This window comes from Chlorogloeopsis sp. ULAP01, assembly GCF_030381805.1.
GTDB lineage: Bacteria > Cyanobacteriota > Cyanobacteriia > Cyanobacteriales > Nostocaceae > Chlorogloeopsis.
The window spans coordinates 134,921-150,631 of record NZ_JAUDRH010000017.1; the positions used below are offsets into that span (position 1 = coordinate 134,921).

Here is a 15,711-nt window from a genome sequence, read left to right on the forward strand (position 1 = left end):
GAAGAGAAAACAATTATGAATGTGGAGCGAGAGTCAAGCTTTGAATGTAGGGGATTACCGAAACACAAGCTGAATCAAGCGAGCGCTTATATAAATGAACATTTAGGTGAGGATTTATCGCTAGAAGCGATTGCCATTGAATTTGGCATGAGCAAATACTATTTCTGCCGCTTGTTCAAGCAATTAATGGGGATAACTCCTCACAAGTATTTGATACAGCAGCGGATAGAGCGGGCAAAGCAGCTACTAAAGCAGAAGAAAATAACCATTGCAGACATTGCTTTTCAATGCGGTTACTCAGAGCAAAGTACGTTTACTACTGCCTTCCGTAAAGCTGTAGGCTTGTCTCCCAGAGCCTATCAAAAACAGTTTTAATCATAAGCGGTACACAACACTAAAAAAAAACAACAAGAATTCTAAACTTTAGCAAAAAATCCAAAGACAAGAATTTAAGAAAATTTTTATAGTTAATTCCAGTATGCTGTAGATTTTGGCACACAGACCATACTGTTGCCAACTAGAGGGGTCTGGAAGACCAAGTATCCAAACTGCTTCAGCTTCGCTTTGTGGATTTTACAAAAATCTTTTCTCGTAGCTCTTGACTTTCCAGCGTACTAGAGACTTCAAGATGAAAGTAGTTTATTGCAGAGGATTGAAATCATGACTTTAGCCGAAAATACGCTTGCAACTACAACTGCATGTGTTTATCGCACTGAATTCAAATCAGAGCCTGCCGAAGTTAATGCGGGCGAGACAGTAGCACTTGTTTTCACAATACGGAATGCGGAAGGGGAGGTTGTCCGTAATCTCCAAATCGTCCATGAACAGGCAATGCACCTGCTAATCATATCTGACGATCTTAGTGAGTTCTATCATTTGCATCCAAAACAAGAAGCGGATGGCAGTTTTCGCGTCACGCATCTCTTTCCACGGACTGGTAATTATTGGCTCTACGTCGATTACACCCCGGACACTCACCAAGTTGTTGATCAACTCAGCCTGCAAATTCGTGGAGAAGCGCGTGAGGCGATCGCCCTCGTTGAAGACGAAAGCACAACCAAGACTGTAGATGGCTTGCGAGTCACCATGAAGTCAAATCAACCATTACGTGCAGGTGAAGCAGTAATGCTCGACTTTGCAGTTGAAGATGAGCAGACAAACGAGCCAGTCGCCGATCTTCAACCTTATCTTGGTGCCCTCGCTCACTTCGTCATTATTAGTGAAAACGGTGCTGAATTTCTGCATGTCCATCCTATGGAGCCGCATGAAGTATCGACAGCACACAGTGCTAGTCATGCAGTCATATCACCTGCTCATCATCAACAAACACAATCTAACAAACTACACACATTCGACTCCAGCGCCACGCAGATTAGCGCACACACCAGCTTTCCCCACGCTGGACTTTACAAAATATGGGCACAGTTCCAGCGCCACGGACTTGTGATGACTGTCCCCTTTGTTGTGCGGGTTGCCGAGCGTGAAACCCTTTAAACTAAGAAGTTCTTTCTTTGGACAGATTTTCAAAATTCGCTTGCGCTCTCCCTTGACTCTCCAGTCGGCTAGAGATTGCAAACTAAAGAAAGTTCAAAGCGTTCATGTTCACTGGTTGGATCGCCATCAAGGTCTAATCATCGATCCTATCTTTTGGAGAAATGAGGGTAATACATGGAAAACGCAACCTTAAAACTGCGAGGTATGAGTTGTGCCTCCTGTGCCAATAACATTGAAGATGCTATTCGCTCAGTACCAGGAGTAGAAGCGTGTAGTGTAAACTTTGGGGCTGAACAAGTTACTGTCACCTACGATTCTGGTAAAACAGACATAACTGCAATTCAGGAAGCGGTTGATGCGGCTGGATATTTGGCTCAACCCATACAAGATGATGTCCTTGCTCCCGAAGATGATACGGAACGGCGAGAACGACAAGCTGAGAACCGCAAGTTAACCCGTAAGCTTTGGCTCAGTGGCATTGTCAGTGCTGTGCTGGTGATTGGGTCACTGCCCGCCATGACTGGGTTGCATATTCCCTTCATCCCCATGTGGTTACACAATCCCTGGCTCCAGCTCGTCCTTACAACTCCCGTATTGTTTTGGGCAGGGAGTGAATTCTTTGTCAATGCCTGGAAAGCCTTAAAGCGCCATACAGCAACAATGGATACGCTGGTGGCGATTGGCACCGGGACAGCCTACCTTTACTCCTTATTTCCGACATTCTTTCCGCAGTGGTTCATTAACAAGGGATTCAACCCGGACGTATACTTTGAGGCGGCAGCCGTTATTATTGCGTTGATTCTGTTGGGAGGATTGTTACAGAACCGGGCGAAGGGAAAAACCTCTGAAGCAATTCGTAAGCTCATGGGGTTGCAGGCGAGAACCGCACGAGTGATTCGCAATGATCAAGAAGTTGATATTCCGATCGCGCAAGTGGTGGTGGGGGATGTTATCCTAGTACGTCCAGGTGAAAAGATTCCAGTAGATGGCGAGATTATTGATGGTTCCTCAACTATCGATGAGGCAATGGTCACAGGTGAAAGTGTGCCTGTGAAGAAGCAACCGGGTGATGAAGTGATTGGAGCCACAATTAACAAAACTGGTAGCTTCAAATTCCGTGCAACACGAGTCGGTAAAGATACATTTTTGGCGCAGATTGTCAAGCTAGTGCAGCAAGCCCAAGGTTCAAAAGCACCGATTCAAAAGCTAGCCGACCAAGTAACCGGATGGTTTGTGCCTGCTGTGATTGCGATCGCCATTCTCACTTTCATCCTCTGGTATAACATTATGGGCAATGTGACGATGGCACTAATTACCACTGTCGGTGTGTTAATTATTGCTTGTCCCTGTGCCCTTGGTTTAGCAACGCCAACTTCTATCATGGTGGGAACAGGCAAGGGTGCAGAAAATGGTATTCTCATCAAAGGGGCAGAAAGTCTAGAACTCGCGCACAAGCTCAAGACTGTTGTTCTCGACAAAACGGGTACAATTACGCAAGGTAAGCCGACTGTCACCGATTTTGTAACCGTCAACGGTACAGTCAATGGCAACGAGCTAAATCTTCTGCGCCTTGCAGCATCTGTCGAACGCAATTCAGAACATCCTTTGGCTGAAGCAGTTGTGAATTATGCTCAATCTCAAGGTGTGGAATTGAGGGATGCACAGGAATTTGAAGCGATCGCTGGTAGCGGTGTGCAAGGGTACGTGTCAAATCAATGGGTACAAATTGGCACCCACCGTTGGATGAGAGAGTTGGGCATTGATACAAGTGCATTGGAGGAAGATTGGGATCGCCTGGAATATCTTGGTAAGACTGCGATCTGGATTGCAGTGAATAGCAAAGTCCAAGGGATTATGGGTATTGCTGATGCGGTGAAACCATCTTCTGTAAACGCGATTCGCACATTGCAGAAAATGGGATTGGAAGTGGTGATGTTAACCGGAGACAATCGCCGCACTGCCGAAGTTATTGCTCGTGAAGTGGGCATCAAGCGAGTTTTTGCCGAAGTTCGCCCAGATCAAAAAGCCAAGACTGTCGAGAAAATTCAGTCGGAAGGCAAAATTGTGGCAATGGTGGGGGATGGCATCAATGATGCACCGGCGCTGGCTCAAGCCGATGTCGGGATGGCAATTGGCACAGGAACGGATGTAGCGATCGCCGCTAGTGACATTACCCTCATCTCTGGGGATTTACACGGAATTGTCACCGCCATTCAACTTTCTCGTGCCACGATTCGCAACATTCGTCAGAATCTCTTTTTTGCCTTTATTTATAACGTCGCTGGTATTCCAATTGCGGCAGGGATTCTTTTCCCCTTCTTCGGTTGGTTGCTTAGTCCCATTATTGCAGGTGCAGCAATGGCGTTTAGTTCTGTGTCGGTAGTAACAAATGCACTGCGTTTGCGTAATTTCCGACCGAAAACAATAGGTTGAATAAATACAGGGAGTAATAACAATGCTTAAGAAAGTAACATTTTTCGTAACCTTGGTAGGATTTGGATTTTTACTTGGAGCTATTTCCGGTGTATTAGCATAGCTTGCAATTTAGTTACATTCGCCTACGGAGACGTTTAAATAATGAACAAAATAGCAATCATTGGTAGTGTTGCGAGTTTGGGATTGGTGTTTGGAATTGCTTCTAACAAAGCAGTTGCACAGATGTCCCACGAACAAATGCAACCATCTCAAACAAAACAAACAAGTCAGTTCCATCGCATCGAACAACCCTTATGGGCAAAAGCAGCCGTTACAGCTGGCGGATTAGGATTGATAGGACTGGAGTTATGGTGGTTTCTGCTGAGTAAGCCAAAATCGCAAAAAGCGCAATCAAAGCAGGGCATTCAGGAGGTAACAATTACCGTCGATGGTGGATATGAACCAAGCCAAGTGGTAGTTAATGCAGGTCAAAAAGTTCGTCTCAACTTCTACCGTAAAGATTCTAGCAGCTGCCTTGAAGAAATCAGATTTCCTGACTTCCATATTGCCCAACAGCTACCCCTAAACCAAGTTACTCCAATTGAGTTCACTCCCAACGAGCCAGGAACTTACACCTTTACCTGCGGCATGAATATGTTTCGAGGCGAAGTTAAAGTCGAAGCTGGGCAAGTTCAATCTCCAAAAGAGCATGAAATTATGGCAGATATTCAACCAATAATGACAACACCCGCAAACCAGAACAAGAATGGAACAGGCGCTGTACACGCCATTGTAGAACAGGGAGTCCAGAGAATCACTGTTCAGGTTGATAAAGGCTACACACCCAACCATATTGTAGTTAAAGCAGGGCAAAGAGTTCAACTTAACTTTCTACGTCAAGATCCCAGTGGTTGCCTTGCTCAAATACTGATTCCTGATTTTGGCATTGCTGCCGATCTACCCTTAAATGAAACAACTACAATCGAGTTCACACCTGAAAAAGCTGGAGAATACGCCTTTACCTGTGGCATGAATATGTTTCGCGGTGTGATTGAAGTAGAGCCATCCAATGCTCTTCGCACACAGCAGTTTTCTACGCAGATTTCAGCATGAAAACCGGGAGCATCTGTGCCCAGCGTGAGCTTGGTAACTAGCAAGCAACACTTTCCCAAACGCTGGGCACAGTTCTTTAGACAAATATTTAATTATAGATGAGATACAAAGTTAACTATACGGTTTCCTTGATTATACGTGTTGATTAGGAGTGAATGATGTTAGCCCAAGAAACCCAGAAGCAAATTGGTTTAGTTGCTAAGGAAAGCGGCATTCCCATCAAAACGATTCGTTACTATGAAGACCTGGGCTTGCTCAAAGCTTCGGGCAGGACTGAGGGTGGATTTCGATTATTTAACTCCAGTGTTTTTGCCCGCCTAAGCTTTATCAAGCGTGCCCAGAGCCTTGGATTGAGCTTGTTAGAGATTAAAGAGTTTTTGGATGTGCATGACCAAGGGGACTTGCCCTGCGACCATATTAAAGTAAAACTGAATGATAAAATTGCAGAAATCGAATACCAAATCGAACAGCTACAAGTATTGAAGTTAGAGTTAGAAAGGCTACTTTCGGACTGGAAACCTGTTTCTGAAATATCTGAAAATACAATTTGTCCAATTATCGAGCCGACTTAAAAATCAATTCTGTAATGAGCAGAATAATCTGCAATTTTTGATTCTCAAATAACTTGATTCTCTAGTTAAATAGAGAGTTTAATCTACTCTAAGTTATAAGGTGGCTATACCGCTGATTAACTTGGAGGTAATGAGTATATATGTTTCTGTTCTTTCTTGTTTTGCTGCTAAAGGGTCTAATAACTACCTATATTAGCATCAATTTTAGCGATGGCATAGGAAGCTTATTCGACTTTTGTCAGCTATTAGTTTACTCACAAGTTTGGTTTTTACTCCTTGGCAAATTCAGTTTTTGCTCCTCGCGCTCCCATCATTAAGCACTAGGTAATTGGAAGTATCCTAGTTTTGTTTTTTAAATAAACTTTACCCTTCTAAAAAGAAAATTAAATAAAAAACTGGGATATCTCGTAAGTCACTCTTATCTTAAAAAGATTTCACTAAACACTCAATAAATTTTTTACATACCCCCTTGACTCTCCAGCTAAATGGAGGATTTAAAGTGATTTTAGATGAGTTGGAGTTTTTCAATCACACATATAACTCCACAACAAATTATCCAAAAAAAGGTTATTGACAGCTATGACATTACAATTTAAAGTTCCTAAACTGGTTTGCTCTACTTGCTCCAAAACTATCACTGAAGCAATTCAAAAGGTTGATGCTAACGCTACTGTTCAGACCGATCCAAAAACTAAATTAATCAACGTAGAAACTCAAGCATCTAGAACAGCTATTGAGACAGCAATCGCGTCGGCAGGCTATCCATCAGCCGCTTAATTTGTAATTGGCTATTTCACCATCAGCTATCGGCTTGTGCTCTGCTGATAGCTGAACTTTCAAAAAACTTTCAAACATTTTCACGCTTATTAGCAAGGAGGAAAAATGGCTAAAATTGGCTTATTTTACGGAACTCAAACTGGGAATACCCAAACGGAAGCCGAACTTATTCAGAAAGAGTTTGGTGGCGATAGCGTTGTCGATATCTACGACATTTCTAAAGTAGAATCGAGCGATTTCGAGAACTACAACTACATCATCATCGGATGTCCTACCTGGAATATAGGTGAATTGCAATACGACTGGAATAATTTCTTTGACGAGCTAGACAATATCGATTTTAACGGCAAGAAAGTTGCCTACTTTGGGGTTGGTGACCAGAACGGCTACCCCGACTCTTTTCAAGACGCAATGGGCATCTTAGAAGAAAAGATTTCAGAACTTGGGGGTGAAACTGTCGGCTACTGGTCAACTGAGGGCTACGACTTTACGGAGTCAAAAGCATTGCGTGACGGTAAGTTTGTTGGTTTAGCGCTAGATGAAGATAACCAATCTGAGTTAACGCAGGAACGGATCAAAACTTGGGTTGCTCAGTTGAAACAGGAGTTTGCACGCTCTGGAGTCAAGTTTCATGAAGATAGCTTGATCGGACTTTAGCTTGGCAGCCAAGAAATTTATTTCTGGGCGGACAAGAGCGTAGATGCAAGATATAAGCCTCTAACTAGCGGTTTTTTCCTCACAAGCAACGAAAGAAACTATGGAATCTTTTGAGTCTCAACCTTCAAATAGTAAACGTCAGTTCGCACCAAAATTAACACCGGGCTTCTGGGCAATGTTAGCCTTGCTCCTAGTTGGTGGCGGCGTTGGTTTTTGGCAGTTTCTCGCTCCGGATAAGGAATCACCTCCAACGGCAGCTAGCCAACCCCCAGCAACAAAGGTACAAGTTGCGACGGTGCAAAGTGCCACTATAGAGGAAAGCGCTGAATTTGTTGCAAGTCTTCAGTCTCGTCGTTCTGTCACTCTGCGACCGAGAATTCAGGGTCAGGTCTCTCAGATACTTGTTCGGGCAGGGGATCGGGTTAAAAAAGGTACTCCGATTTTGAAGGTTGATGCAAAGCAGCAACAAGCTTCTGTTGACAGTAGAATCGCAGCTTATGAGTCCACTCAGGCTGATTTACAAACAGCCCAAGCAGAAGAGGCAAGTGCCCAAGCCGAAGCAAAAAATGCAACAGCGACACTCAAAGCGTTACAAGCTCGGCGAGTTTCCGAACAGTCCGATCTAAAACTCAATCAGCGCGAGTACGAGCGCTTCAACCAACTATATCGAGAAGGAGCTGCCAGTTTGCAAATCCTAGAGCAAAGGCGAAACAGCTTGGAAGCTGCCAAAGCCAAGATTGCTCAGACGGATGCTGACATTGCAGCCCAAGAAGCCATGATTACTAGAGCACAGGCAGCGATCGCTAAGGCAAAGGCAACAATTGTTAAGAACCAGAGGTTAGTTAACCAAGCTCAGGCAAACGTAAAGGAGCAAGCAGCACAGCTTCAGTTTTATACAATTGCTGCGCCGTTTGCAGGTATTGTGGGTGATATTCCCGTTAAAGTGGGTGATTTTGTCGATACGTCTACCCAGTTAATTACCGTTTCTGAAAACGGTTTATTAGAGGTTAACATTTCGGTTCCAGCAGAACAGGTAGCTCAATTGCGGTTAGGAAGTTTAGTAGAGTTGGTAGACGGTTCTGGGCGGAAAGTCGGTACCAGTCGCGTATTTTTCATTGCGCCCAACACAGCAAATCAGACACAATCAGTACTCGTCAAGGCGCTGTTGGATAATTCTCAAGCTAGAGTGCGAACCGACCAATTTGTTCGAGCGCGGGTGATTTTGGATCGGCGTCCTGGAGTCCGCATTCCTACAACTGCTGTAACTCGTTTAGCCAAAGAGACGTTTGTGTTTGTAGTTGAAGAATCGCGAACGCACTCTGCCCAATCTCAGTTTGTGGCTCGGCAAAAACCTGTTGAACTAGGCAGTATTGAAGACAATCAATACCAGGTTTTGAAAGGATTGCAGCCCGGAGAACGAATCATCATCTCTAGTTTGCTTGGTTTAAGGGATGGTGCGCCAATTGTTCCTGAATCCAAGAAAAGCAATTGATTAGCAATGTTTATTCTGCTACTGACTTATGTTCGCAGATTTCTTCATCAAGCGACCTGTCTTTGCGATCGTCTGCTCCCTGATAGTTTTGGTGTTGGGGCTAATTAGCATTCCAACGCTGCCTGTAGAGCAGTATCCAGACATTAGCCCCGTTCAAATTAGTGTCACAGCTAACTATGTTGGAGCCAGTGCTCAAATTGTCGAAGAAACCGTGACATCGGTTTTAGAGCGACAGATTAATGGTGTCGAAGGCATGAGATATATGAACTCGACCAGCAGCAATGATGGTAATAGCACAATTACCATTACTTTTGAGCAGGGCTATGACATCAATGTTGCAGCCTCTGATGTACAGAATCGTGTCTTGCTGGCACAACCCAAATTACCAGAAGTGGTACAAAAGACAGGAGTCGCGGTTACAAAACAATCAAGTGGGATTGTTTTAGCGATGGCATTATACAGCGAGGACGATCGCTACGATGATACGTTTATTAGTAACTATGCAGATTTGTATGTGTTAGACCCGCTCAGACGTATCAATGGCGTGGGAAATGTCCTATCCTTTGGAGAACGTCGCTATGCCATGCGAATTTGGCTCGATCCCAATCGCCTTGCTGGTCGTAATCTGACGGCTCAAGATGTGGTGAATGCCCTCAATCAACAAAATTTACAGTTAGGCATCGGTGCAATCGGACAACCACCCGCCCCTGATGGGCAAAAGTTCCAGATCGATTTGCAAGCTGTTGGACGACTGCGAGAAGCCAAGGAGTTTGAGAATATCATCCTCAAAGCAGGAAATGACGGGACGCTGATCAAACTGAAAGATGTTGGGCGGGCGGAACTGGGGGCAGAAAGTTACAGCACATTTGCTCGCTATAACGGTCACATCTCTGTAGGCTATCAAATCATCCAGATTCCTGGCAGTAACGCCTTAGAAATTGCTAAGGCGGCTAAGGCAGAGATGGCAAGACTGGCAAAGAATTTTCCACCAGGATTAACCTATGAAATCCCCTATGATTCTTCCCGATTTGTTGAGGCATCCTTTTGGGAAGTGGTCAAAACGCTGATTGAATCGATTGTGCTAGTTGTTGGAGTAATTTTCATTTTCTTGCAAGATTGGCGGACTACCATTGTTCCAGCGATTGTGATCCCGGTTTCCTTAATTGGCACTTTTGCATTTGTCAAAGTGTTTAATTTTTCACTTAATAGTCTGACTTTATTTGGTTTAACCCTGGCGACCGGAATGGTTGTCGATGATGCAATCATTATTGTTGAAGATGTGGTTCGTTTGCTTGAGGAAAAAAGTATCAGTCCGCGTCAGGCGGCTTCTCAAGCAATGCACGAATTGTTTGGAGCTGTAATTGCCACCTCGCTAGTTCTGATGGCGGTTTTCGTTCCGGTTGGCTTCTTTCCGGGAACAACAGGACAACTCTACAAACAATTTGCACTAACGATCGCATTTTCGATTACGCTTTCCACCTTTAATGCCATTACATTTACTCCTGCCGTGTCCGCCATACTATTACGTCGAGGACAACAACCACGCGGCTGGCTTGGCTGGTTTTTTGCAAGGGTAAATGACCTTCTCGACTGGATGCGCAGAGGCTATCAACGGATTCTCAGCACTGTTACTCGCTTTAAGATGGTTGTGTTGCTGTTATTTACCGTGTCGTTGGTATTAACAGGCTGGTTGTATCTGCGCGTTCCTCAAGCATTTCTGCCAGAGGAAGATCAAGGCTATTTTGTCAACCTGATTCAGGGTTCGGATGGGGTTTCATTGAATTATACTCGCTCAGTCGTCATGAAAGCCGAAAAAGAATTACTCAACGTCCCTGAGATTGAAGGCGTATTTGCAATGGGCGGTGTTAGTTTTAGCGGCAACACTCCCAATCGCGGATTGATTATGGCTCCCCTCAAATCGTGGTCAGAGCGGCAAAAGCCAGAGCAATCGGTATCAGCAATTCTCAATCGGGTACGCGCACCGTTGATGGGAATTCCAGAAGCACCTGTTCTAGCCGTCAATCCTCCAACTATCCAGAGTCTTGGCAGTGTAGGCGGTTTTGTGTTTCAACTGCAAGACCGAGGCGATCAAAGCAATCGAGACATTAATGCACTGGATCGAGTCAAGAACGAGCTAATTAGCCGCGCCAATCAAACTCCAGGATTGCAAGGAGTCTTTAGTACCTATACTGCCAACGCGCCCCAGTTGATAGTTGAAGTAGATCGAAGCAAAGCAGAAGCTCTACAGGTTCCAATCGATGAAATTTTCAGTACCCTACAAACTTTTATCGGTTCGCGCTATGTAAATGATTTTAACGAATTTGGGCGAACATACCGCGTTTATGTTCAAGCAGACTCACAATTTCGCTCTAACCCAAAAGATGTTGGTCGCTTGTATGTACGCTCAAGAGTTGGCAACATGATACCCCTTAGTAACGTTGTAACGATTAAATCAACGACTGGAGCACAAACAATTAATCACTATAACCTTTACCGCTCCATTGAAATCAACGGAGCCGCTGCTCCTGGGTTTAGTTCTGGGCAAGCAATTACGGCTATGGAAAAGCTAGCGGCTGAGGTTTTACCCGCAAATTTCGGTTTTGAATGGTCGGGAATCTCCTTAGAAGAAGTGGAATCTGGCGGTCAAGCTCCAATTATTTTCAGTTTGGGGGTCTTTTTTGTTTTCCTTGTACTGGCAGCGCAATACAACAATTTTGTCGATCCTTTAATCATTATGCTAGCGGTTCCCCTGGCAGTCTTGGGAGCTTTATCGGCTCAATCTCTGCGGGGTTTGTACAACGATGTTTACTGTCAAGTTGGTTTAGTCATGCTGATTGGTTTAGCCAGCAAGAATTCGATTTTGATTGTAGAATTTGCCAACCAGCTACGAGAACAGGGACTTTCAATTACTAAGGCAGTAGTGCAAGCTGCACAAGCACGATTGCGTCCTATTCTCATGACAACGGTTTCAACTTTGATCGGCAGCTATCCACTGCTTGTTGCAACAGGAGCTGGATCTGCCAGCCGGCTGTCATTGGGGACGGCGGTTTTTGGTGGGATGTTCGTTTCTACGTTTTTGAGCTTGTTTGTAGTGCCAATACTCTACATCATTATTATTAAGATTCGCCAACAGCTGGTGCGATCGCGCAATGCGCTATTACCTGACTAAGGGTACTGTTTCTACTTGACTCTCCAGTTAACTAGAGAGTCTACCATAAAACTGGTAGTTGTATTTAGTTAAAGGGTAGCTAAATATGTTAGTCCAAGAAGAGGTAAAACTTATTGGTTCAGTTGCTAAGTCTAGCGGCATACCGATTAAAACAATTCGTTACTATGAAGAGTTAGGTCTACTTAAAGCATCAGGTCGAACCGAGGGTGGATTTAGATTATTTCACTCTGATGTTTTGGCTCGCTTGAACTTTATCAAACGTGCCCAAAGTCTTGGGTTATCTTTATTAGAAATTAAGGAATTCTTGGATGTTCATGATGGGGGTAACTTACCCTGCGAACATATAAAAACTAAGTTAAAAGATAAGCTGACAGCCATTGATGAACAAATTCAGCAATTACTCATTCTGAGGCAAGAGTTAGAAGGACTGCTTTCAGGTTGGGAAATTATACCTGAAACTCCAGAGCAAACAATTTGTCCTTTTATTGAAAAAAACTTAAACAATTAAGCTGATGAGAAAGCAGTAGACGCACAGTGACTTCTGTAGACAGACAAAACTCGGTTTCCATCATGCTACAAGGTGTTTCCATAAGGCAGGATAAGTAGGCAGAAGGGAAACCCTTCAATTAATTTATGAACTTCAGTTAGAAATAAAACTTGTTTTTGACCTAATTAAATTTAACTCTTGACTCTCCTGTTGACTGGAGAATTTAAGCTAATTTTAGGTTGAGTAAATTCATCAAATATTCACTCAACTATTATCAAGAGATTAGTCACTCTAGATGAAGGATCTAATGCTATGAAGGTGCAATTTTTGGTTCCCAAAATGGCTTGTTCTGCTTGTGTAGAAACTATTACCAAAGCTATTCAAACAATAGATGCTACTGCCACTGTGCAAGCCAATTCAAAAACAAAAGTTGTTAGTGTAGAAACTCAAGCATCAGAGACAGTAATTAAACAAGCGATCGCTGCGGTTGGCTATCCAACTGCATAAAGATTTAAGTTATTTCGCTATCAGCTATTAGCATTTGGCTGATAGCTTAATCCTCAATTAATTGAGAACAAGGAGTATTAGACAATGCGACACAAACTTATCAAACAAACGACAGCTATGGCGATCGCTGCTGTATTGCTCACAAGTATAGGATTGCATCCAGCAACTGCCCAGCAGCAAAACCAGGAACATCAGGGGCATCAAGGACATGATATGAATGACATGAAAGCTCCAACACCTAACGCCCAGAAACTACCACCCGTGCCAACTAACCTGCCAGGCTGGATGGACAATAAGGACAGAAATCATATCTATCGCAAGCGCGGTGTTTACAACGACGCCATCTACAACATTAGACCGCTGGCTTTGGATTTAAATGCAGTCGCTGTGGGACACGCCTTTGCTTACGAAGACTTGGTAACGGGCAAAGCTAAAGACTTGGAAACTAAAACCTTTGAGCGAATTAATTGGGTGCTAAAAAATCCTCCGCGCTTCATGCCCGATGAAGCCAACATCTCACCGACTTTCGGGCGCAAATATGGAGTGTTGGAACAGGTTTTTGACTGGGCACACATTCTCCATGCCCAAACCGTAGACGTGCTAGCAAGCACCAAGTTGACAGACGCCCAAAAAGAAGCAGAGATTGAGCGCCTGTATAAGTTCTATGTCGATAACGTACCCTATGCCATTACTAGCCTGCCGATGAACATGGGCTACTTGGATTCGCAGCCCTATTCCAAGGCATTCCGTCGTAAGTATCCAAAAGTGAATGGGTTATTCTGGGGCTACCACTGGCTGCAAGGTTCAATGTATGACTTGCTTTACAACAAGACACTCGAACAACAGCGTGCAGCCTACACCACAGCAGGTAAGCAATACCACGAGGTGGAATTGTATCGTACCGATCGCCCGTTCATGCCAATGTTTGCTGAAGTCAGTCCCAAATTTGCAGCCCGTTTTCCACACATTTCAAACGTCTTTGACAACTTGCATATGTTGCACGACATGGTCAATGACATTCTCGCTTCTGACTGGATGAGCGAACAACAGAAGGAAGGACAGATTAAGCGTGCAATTTGGATGGTGATGGCAGCTAATCACAAAGGCATGAAACCGGGTGAGAACTATGGTGGTGATGGTTTGCACGACCATCGCTTTATGGAAGGTATGCCAGGGATGGGCATGATGCCAGAAGGCTTGACGAATCATGAGCATATGAATCACGGTTCTAGTAACCATAATTCAAGCACTACGCAGCAAGACATGACAGTACCTAATACAGGCAAGACTCCGGCGGGAAGCCATGTCGGTCACTAATTTAGTTCCCCTTGTCATTAGAATAACGAATACAAAAGTAAAAATTCAATGAAACAACTAACCAAACATGCGATCGCCACCCTATTTGCAACGGCATTTGTAGCGCTAGCAGCTACTTCGACACGCGCCGTTGACCATAACAACATTGATGCCAACCGTCCGTTATCTTTTGATGACGCCGAGTCTATCGGCTATCGCGAGCAGGCAATAGAATTGGGTGGCGTGGTAACCCTGCCACAGGGACGCTCGGTAGGTGGTGAGTTTGAGATCGAGTATCTCTATGGCTTTGCACCTAACACCCACCTCAATATCGGTATTCACCCCAGCATTGGTGGTCGAACTGATTCTGAGGACACCGACTTCGACATCGGTGATGTATCTGTAGGTGTGTTCCATAACTTCAACCGAGAATACAACAATACACCTGCTTTCGCTGTCCGAGCTGATACTTACTTCCCGACTGGACGGGATTCACGAGGTGTGGACTTTCGCTTGCGCGGTATTGCCAGCAAGACCGTAGGGCAATACGATCGCCTGCATTTCAACGTCGATTTGAATCTAAACACAGTGCCTGATAGTGATGAGCGCTCTGTTATCCCTGGTGTAATTCTTGGCTACTCCAGACCGCTAGGTTACCCTCGCCGTTTTGATCGCACGATTCTAGCGGAAGTAGGGGTGCGTGCTGGTGAGGAAACAGGAGATGGAGCCATAGTGTCCGCTGGGGTAGGGTTACGCCAGCAGGTAGGGTATCAGAGTGTGTTTGATATTGGTCTGCAAGGTGACATCGCCAGCGGTGATAGTGAGCATAGTCAAGTGCGCCTTGTTGCAGGCTATTCAACGGCTTTTTGAACGAGAAATCTTGTCTGTGCCAAAGGCATAGACGAGGTAGTTCATTTACTCCACGCGAAAAACATCTTTCATGCCTAGCCAGTTATAGCGCCTAATTAACCAAGGCAAACCAATGAGGATGATCAGAAAAACAATAGAAATAGCGATTCCCAAAGGCATCCCTATCTTAAAAACTCCTCCCATATAAGTCAGTAAAAACGTCGAAGGAATCATGCCCAAAAAAGTGGCAATAGCATATTTAGCAAGAGAAAGACCAGCAATCCCCGCAGCGTAGCTAATCAGGTCAAAAGAAAAGATTGGCAGCAGGCGCGTAATAAAAATTAACCAGCTAAGATAGGTTTCTCCTCGTTGCTTAGAGAAATAGATAATTTTCCCAGTCAAAGCTTTGATTGCCGAACGCCCTAAAGTGCGCCCTAAAAAGTAAGCAATTAAACTACCTAGAAAGCCCCCGATCACACTGTAAATTCCTGCTAGAATCGTTCCCCACATAGCACCAGCGACGACTGCTAACGGCGCACTGGGAATAGGACTAACAACTACAGATAAAGTCAATATGCCGATATAGACTAATGGACCAAGGACTCCTAAATTTTTAACTCCTTGTCTAAAGCCCTCTGGTGTCAACAGCTTAACCTCAAAATGCAGCAGCCAATAGCAGATTGATAAGCACAGCAGTAAAAGTGCCATAGCAAAGGCATTTTGACGATTAAACAGGATTTTTATCCTTTTTCGTCTTTTCACCCCAGTCCTCCGAAGTTTTGTTTTAGGTATTACTGCCCTTAGCCTTACGACCGAGACAAGGAAAAAGGCAGGCGTGTTCTCAACATAGCGCTTGTAATCTTCGTCAAATTCGGAAACTCCA

At 44.3% G+C, this 15,711-nt stretch carries 13 protein-coding genes and 2 pseudogenes; 14 read left to right on the forward strand and 1 reads right to left on the reverse strand.

Annotated elements, in window-relative coordinates; translation table 11 throughout:
- The first annotated feature begins 15 nt into the window (after positions 1–15).
- The 14 genes and pseudogenes from QUB80_RS28890 to QUB80_RS28950 all read left to right on the forward strand — a co-directional run bounded on the left by QUB80_RS28890 (position 16) and on the right by QUB80_RS28950 (position 14,849).
- Positions 16–375 (forward strand): AraC family transcriptional regulator, encoded by a 360-nt coding sequence (locus QUB80_RS28890; RefSeq protein WP_289792898.1) that lies wholly within the window; start codon positions 16–18, stop codon positions 373–375.
- A 285-nt stretch (positions 376–660) separates the two neighbouring features.
- Positions 661–1,494: a DUF8832 domain-containing protein gene (locus tag QUB80_RS28895; protein ID WP_289792899.1), complete on the forward strand. Its 834-nt coding sequence runs from the start codon at positions 661–663 to the stop codon at positions 1,492–1,494.
- Positions 1,495–1,668: 174 nt separating this feature from the next.
- Positions 1,669–3,927: a heavy metal translocating P-type ATPase gene (locus QUB80_RS28900; protein ID WP_289792900.1), complete on the forward strand. Its 2,259-nt coding sequence runs from the start codon at positions 1,669–1,671 to the stop codon at positions 3,925–3,927.
- A gap of 144 nt (positions 3,928–4,071) precedes the next feature.
- Positions 4,072–4,590 (forward strand): annotated as a pseudogene (locus QUB80_RS35345) (cupredoxin domain-containing protein); the annotation flags it as partial.
- Positions 4,591–4,719: 129 nt separating this feature from the next.
- Positions 4,720–5,022: pseudogene (locus QUB80_RS35350) on the forward strand (cupredoxin domain-containing protein); the annotation flags it as partial.
- Positions 5,023–5,180: 158 nt separating this feature from the next.
- Positions 5,181–5,594: a heavy metal-responsive transcriptional regulator gene (locus QUB80_RS28910; RefSeq protein WP_289792982.1), complete on the forward strand. Its 414-nt coding sequence runs from the start codon at positions 5,181–5,183 to the stop codon at positions 5,592–5,594.
- A gap of 579 nt (positions 5,595–6,173) precedes the next feature.
- Positions 6,174–6,371: a heavy-metal-associated domain-containing protein gene (locus QUB80_RS28915; RefSeq protein WP_289792902.1), complete on the forward strand. Its 198-nt coding sequence runs from the start codon at positions 6,174–6,176 to the stop codon at positions 6,369–6,371.
- A 105-nt stretch (positions 6,372–6,476) separates the two neighbouring features.
- Complete coding sequence (fldA, locus tag QUB80_RS28920; protein WP_289792903.1) at positions 6,477–7,028, forward strand: flavodoxin FldA; 552 nt, start codon at positions 6,477–6,479, stop codon at positions 7,026–7,028.
- Positions 7,029–7,128: 100 nt separating this feature from the next.
- Positions 7,129–8,520 (forward strand): efflux RND transporter periplasmic adaptor subunit, encoded by a 1,392-nt coding sequence (locus tag QUB80_RS28925; protein ID WP_289792904.1) that lies wholly within the window; start codon positions 7,129–7,131, stop codon positions 8,518–8,520.
- 28 nt (positions 8,521–8,548) lie between these two features.
- A complete protein-coding gene (locus tag QUB80_RS28930; protein ID WP_289792905.1) occupies positions 8,549–11,689 on the forward strand; it encodes an efflux RND transporter permease subunit in 3,141 nt (1,046 codons plus the stop codon).
- An 85-nt stretch (positions 11,690–11,774) separates the two neighbouring features.
- Positions 11,775–12,197, forward strand: a complete 423-nt coding sequence (locus QUB80_RS28935) for a heavy metal-responsive transcriptional regulator (protein WP_289792906.1) — start codon at positions 11,775–11,777, stop codon at positions 12,195–12,197.
- 291 nt (positions 12,198–12,488) lie between these two features.
- The gene (locus QUB80_RS28940) at positions 12,489–12,683 is read left to right on the forward strand and encodes a heavy-metal-associated domain-containing protein (protein ID WP_289792907.1); all 195 of its coding nucleotides are present in this window, start codon (positions 12,489–12,491) and stop codon (positions 12,681–12,683) included.
- Between the two features lie 84 nt (positions 12,684–12,767).
- Positions 12,768–14,000, forward strand: a complete 1,233-nt coding sequence (locus tag QUB80_RS28945; RefSeq protein ID WP_289792908.1) for a hypothetical protein — start codon at positions 12,768–12,770, stop codon at positions 13,998–14,000.
- 222 nt (positions 14,001–14,222) lie between these two features.
- On the forward strand, positions 14,223–14,849 hold the full coding sequence (locus QUB80_RS28950) for a transporter family protein (protein WP_289792909.1): 627 nt from the start codon (positions 14,223–14,225) through the stop codon (positions 14,847–14,849).
- Between the two features lie 45 nt (positions 14,850–14,894).
- On the opposite strand, the gene QUB80_RS28955 is transcribed toward QUB80_RS28950, so the two are convergent.
- On the reverse strand, positions 14,895–15,590 hold the full coding sequence (locus QUB80_RS28955) for a TVP38/TMEM64 family protein (RefSeq protein ID WP_289792910.1): 696 nt from the start codon (positions 15,588–15,590) through the stop codon (positions 14,895–14,897).
- Positions 15,591–15,711: the final 121 nt, after the last annotated feature.

Excerpts from the sequence above, each read along its gene's own strand:
- QUB80_RS28890 (WP_289792898.1), top strand. The coding sequence starts at position 16 with ATGAATGTGGAGCGAGAGTCAAGCTTTGAATGTAGGGGATTACCGAAA.
- QUB80_RS28895 (WP_289792899.1), top strand. The coding sequence starts at position 661 with ATGACTTTAGCCGAAAATACGCTTGCAACTACAACTGCATGTGTTTAT.
- QUB80_RS28900 (WP_289792900.1), top strand. The coding sequence starts at position 1,669 with ATGGAAAACGCAACCTTAAAACTGCGAGGTATGAGTTGTGCCTCCTGT.
- QUB80_RS28910 (WP_289792982.1), top strand. The coding sequence starts at position 5,181 with ATGTTAGCCCAAGAAACCCAGAAGCAAATTGGTTTAGTTGCTAAGGAA.
- QUB80_RS28915 (WP_289792902.1), top strand. The coding sequence starts at position 6,174 with ATGACATTACAATTTAAAGTTCCTAAACTGGTTTGCTCTACTTGCTCC.
- fldA (WP_289792903.1), top strand. The coding sequence starts at position 6,477 with ATGGCTAAAATTGGCTTATTTTACGGAACTCAAACTGGGAATACCCAA.
- QUB80_RS28925 (WP_289792904.1), top strand. The coding sequence starts at position 7,129 with ATGGAATCTTTTGAGTCTCAACCTTCAAATAGTAAACGTCAGTTCGCA.
- QUB80_RS28930 (WP_289792905.1), top strand. The coding sequence starts at position 8,549 with ATGTTCGCAGATTTCTTCATCAAGCGACCTGTCTTTGCGATCGTCTGC.
- QUB80_RS28935 (WP_289792906.1), top strand. The coding sequence starts at position 11,775 with ATGTTAGTCCAAGAAGAGGTAAAACTTATTGGTTCAGTTGCTAAGTCT.
- QUB80_RS28940 (WP_289792907.1), top strand. The coding sequence starts at position 12,489 with ATGAAGGTGCAATTTTTGGTTCCCAAAATGGCTTGTTCTGCTTGTGTA.
- QUB80_RS28945 (WP_289792908.1), top strand. The coding sequence starts at position 12,768 with ATGCGACACAAACTTATCAAACAAACGACAGCTATGGCGATCGCTGCT.